We start from the raw sequence: 3970 nt of genomic DNA, 5'->3' as shown, positions 1-3970 counted from the left end.
GATGTCAAACACGTCATCAAAAAAGAAGTTACCGGACAACTAGACTATAGCTTTCTCAACGATGTGTGGCCAGAATTTGGACAAACGCTCCCCACCACCGAAAATATTGCTAGGGTAATTTGGCAGAAGCTAGCACCGCATTTTCCGCTCGTCCGCATTCAGTTATACGAACATCCCGAACTCTTCGCAGAATATACAGGTAAAGACATGGAAGCATCATTGACTATCGGTACTCACTTTAGCGCAGCGCACCGACTCGCGTTGGAGAGCTTAACACTCGAACAAAATAGTGAGATTTATGGCAAGTGTGCGCGGGTAAATGGACACGGACACAATTATCACCTCGAAGTCACCGTCACGGGCGAAATTGACGCTCGTACGGGGATGATTGTCGATTTGGTGAAGCTCCACGAACTAGTCGATAAACATGCTGTCGAACCGCTCGATCATACCTTCTTAAACAAAGACATTCCACATTTTGCCAAAGTCGTACCGACAGCCGAAAACATTGCTGTCTACATCGGCTACCAAATCGAGCAGCCGATTCGGGAACTCGGCGCACAGCTCCACAAAATAAAACTTATCGAGAGTCCCAACAACTCCTGCGAACTGCTCTGGAGCCAAGATTTTAGCAATCTGGCAAGCCGTCAATTAGCTACAGCAGCAGTGCGTTAGCACTGACGTGGTAGAATCTCATTCATTCTATTACAGCCAGTTTACAGTCAAACCCGATGTCGATGGGTAATAATTTTCAATACAGATCGACCGATCGGGCGATCGAAGATTGGGGATGGTGCGTTTATAATGTAAACAATAAATTGATAGTCGGACTCGATCCATACAGTATCGGCAGCTTGGCTAGTAGCTAGGTTTTGGTGTAATTATGTTACTCTCAGATTAGTTTTACCCTGAGATCGAGTAGCTAAAACTGATAAAATTTGCATAATTAATTGTTTCGATCGCTATGTTCAGCACAAATCGATGACGATTTACCAAGCTCTGTCAATTTTGAAATAAGGACTAATAAAATATGAGCGATACACCAGAATCTACTCAATCCGTAGAAACTTCCACAATTGATATTCCCGCAAATCCCCTGGGATTAAACACTGGAGCAGGCTCTATTACCAAAGTTTCACCCAATCTATCGACAGCCGATTTACCTGATTGGGCGAAGCAAGTGACGGATGTGCTTGCCGAACTCCCGACTTATCTCGGTCAAATTTACAAAAGTAACAAGAGTGCTGTAATTACGCTGGGGTTATTTTTTGGGATTATTGTCGGTGTCAAACTGACGCTAGCCATTTTATCGGCAATTAATGAAATTCCGCTACTCGCACCTACTTTTGAGTTGGTAGGCATTGGATACACTGGCTGGTTTGTGTATCGTTATTTACTGCAAGCTTCGACTAGAAAAGAGCTGACTGACGAAATCGATAGTTTCAAATCAGAAGTTCTCGGCAATAAAAACGGTAACTCCTAGTACCAACGGTTGAATGATTTTCAACCAACCTCGATACCACCGAAGCTATTTCGGTGGTATTTTATTTTTGGGTGAGGGTAGCAAAGATCTCCTCACCTCACTAAAACAGGAATTTCGATCTCAATCGCTAATTTAATTTCCAGCAGCTCGTAAATTTGCCAGTGTAGAGCAACTACCATCAGCCTTTCGCCATTACCCACAATCCTATTAGCGTCATCATCGTCACAATTAAGGCGATCGAGATGAAGTTATTATCTTTGGTATTGACCTGACTCAGATCCACAGGTGCATATTTTTCTTCGAGCGATCGCGGTGGTGCTGGCGATGGGGCAGTAGGTGTACGATTGACACCAGGTTTGCCATCTTCACCTTCTAAATGTGATAGATCGGGAATTTGCGTCAGCCACTCGTCCCGCCGCGTCAATTCAGGAGCCTGCATGATGTACAGCAATCTTTTACTCGCCTGACGAGTTTCCAAATTGGGATGGTTGGCGAGTTTTTGGCACAGCGCTTTAGCTTCAGAAATTTGTCCGGCGGCTTCAAAGGCGGTAACGAGCCATACCTGTACTTCACCGCCAATCTTGCTATTGGGTTGCACTTGTGCCACCGCAGCCAATAAATATTTAACAGCTTGGCGATATTGTCCCCGCTCGAAGGCGATTTGTCCAGATTGATAGTCGGTATCGAAGGTCATTTCGATTTTTAAGATGTGATAACTTTACGCTTGAAATCTACGATGTGGGCAATGCACCGAGTTATTAGGTAATTGTTCGCAAGTAAAAATGCTCGATCGCATTAATAGTCCTTCACGACACGTAGTCATCCGATCTTAGCTAATACTGATGAAAGGATGCAAGCACTCAACAGGTAAACAAGTCGGCACATAATTTTAATCACTAGTAAAGACTCTACAACTCTACTGGCAATCTCCCATAACCCTTGTGGTGGGCACTGCCCTATCGAAGGATGCAAGTACTCAAGAGTTAAGCAGGTTGGTGATTTAAATTACTATAAATAACCTATAACTCTACTGAAAATCTCCCATAACCCTTGTGGTGGGCACTGCCCACCCTACAAGATACTTACTAATAGCCCTTCAGTAATCGTAGTGGCGCAACCGGACTAAAACTGTGGGCACTCAGAACCCTTAAGAATACAATCAGTAATATTTTGAGCGATTGTTTTACCCACATTTTTAGTCCGGTCGTCCCAGTAGGGTGGGCAGTGCCCACCAAATAAGTTTCGGGCGATATCTATCTTTTGAATACCGCTTATATCTCCTCTAGATTGAAGCGCGATATTATTACTGCCCGGTACCAGAAGAGACAATCATCGAGCCAGTACCCGTATCTGTGAAAATTTCGAGTAATAGCGAGTGCTGCAATCGCCCATCGATAATATGTGCGGCTTTGACACCTTGCGCCAGCGAGCGGACGCAACAGGTGAGCTTGGGAATCATCCCGCCGCTGACGGTACCATCTTCAATCAGCGCCCGCGCACCTGGGATATCCAACTGGCGAATTAAAGTATCTGGATCTTTAAAATCGCGCATCAAGCCGGGGGTATCCGTCATCAAGATCAGCTTTTCAGCTCCCAGCGCGGCAGCTATTTCACCAGCAACCGTATCCGCATTAATATTATAAGCCTGTCCGTTTTCATCAGCGGCGACACTCGACACGACCGGAATATAACCACTCTTGACTAAAGAGTTGAGAATGTCCACATTCACGCCACTTACTTCACCTACGAACCCAATTCCTTCGCGTCCATCGGGACGTGCAATGATTAAATTACCATCCTTACCGCACAAACCTACGCCGTTACCACCAGCCTGATTGATCAACGCGACGATTTCTTTATTGACGCGTCCGACTAAGACCATTTCGACGACATCCATCGTTGCCGCATCCGTTACCCGCAAGCCATCTTTAAATTGCGGTTCGATGCCCAGTTTCTCCAGCCAACTATTGATTTCTGGCCCCCCACCATGTACCAAGACGGGACGAATGCCAACGCAGGACATGAAAATCAGATCGCGAATCACCCGATCTTTAAGGGTGCTATCTTTCATTGCAGCACCGCCATATTTGACCACTACGGTACGTCCGGCGAATTTTTGGATGTAAGGCAAGGCTTCACTTAAAACCCGCACGCGGGTGGCATCTTCGTTGGAGTGGGTCATGGATTAGGGTGTGGGAGTTTGGCGATCGGTATTGGCAATAGCCAAGATTTTAGCAGTTTAGCTTATGTCTGTGCCGATCGAGTCGTGCTGAAATTTAACTACCGCTCTTAATTTGCTAATAAATCTAGCTGTAACAGTTGCTCTAGTTTTACGTGGAAGTTAATTTTTTCTGCATAAGATATTTTCCGCTCGTATTCATTTTGCGATCGATCTAGGGTACTGTAATGCTATCTAATTTCAACCTATACGATCGACACGCTCGAAGCTAAAAGTTGAAATCAGATCCGATCGAAACCCTGAAATCT

General features: G+C 45.1%; 4 protein-coding genes. 2 read left to right on the top strand and 2 right to left on the bottom strand.

Annotation, left to right across the window (positions count from 1 at the left end; translation table 11 throughout):
• Positions 1-675: 6-carboxytetrahydropterin synthase (locus RMO35_RS13835; RefSeq protein WP_309741881.1), on the top strand; the 675-nt coding region annotated here is incomplete at its 5' end.
• Between the two features lie 355 nt (positions 676-1030).
• Complete coding sequence (locus RMO35_RS13830) at positions 1031-1483, top strand: CAAD domain-containing protein (RefSeq protein ID WP_309741880.1); 453 nt, start codon at positions 1031-1033, stop codon at positions 1481-1483.
• Positions 1484-1661: 178 nt separating this feature from the next.
• On the opposite strand, the gene RMO35_RS13825 is transcribed toward RMO35_RS13830, so the two are convergent.
• Together RMO35_RS13825 and argB are read right to left on the bottom strand one after the other, a co-directional pair.
• Positions 1662-2177, bottom strand: a complete 516-nt coding sequence (locus RMO35_RS13825; protein WP_309741879.1) for a tetratricopeptide repeat protein — start codon at positions 2175-2177, stop codon at positions 1662-1664.
• A gap of 609 nt (positions 2178-2786) precedes the next feature.
• Positions 2787-3665 carry an acetylglutamate kinase gene (gene argB / locus RMO35_RS13820; protein ID WP_309741878.1) on the bottom strand — a complete coding sequence of 293 codons (879 nt, stop codon included), beginning with the start codon at positions 3663-3665 and terminating at the stop codon, positions 2787-2789.
• Positions 3666-3970 lie beyond the last annotated feature (305 nt).

This window comes from Chamaesiphon sp. OTE_20_metabat_361 (genome assembly GCF_031364565.1).
Note: the sequence above shows the minus strand (reverse complement) of the source record. Positions and strands in the feature narration are given on the sequence as shown.

Coding starts and splice junctions, on each gene's coding strand:
- RMO35_RS13830 (WP_309741880.1), top strand. CDS start 1,031: ATGAGCGATACACCAGAATCTACTCAATCCGTAGAAACTTCCACAATT.
- RMO35_RS13825 (WP_309741879.1), bottom strand. CDS start 2,177: ATGACCTTCGATACCGACTATCAATCTGGACAAATCGCCTTCGAGCGG.
- argB (WP_309741878.1), bottom strand. CDS start 3,665: ATGACCCACTCCAACGAAGATGCCACCCGCGTGCGGGTTTTAAGTGAA.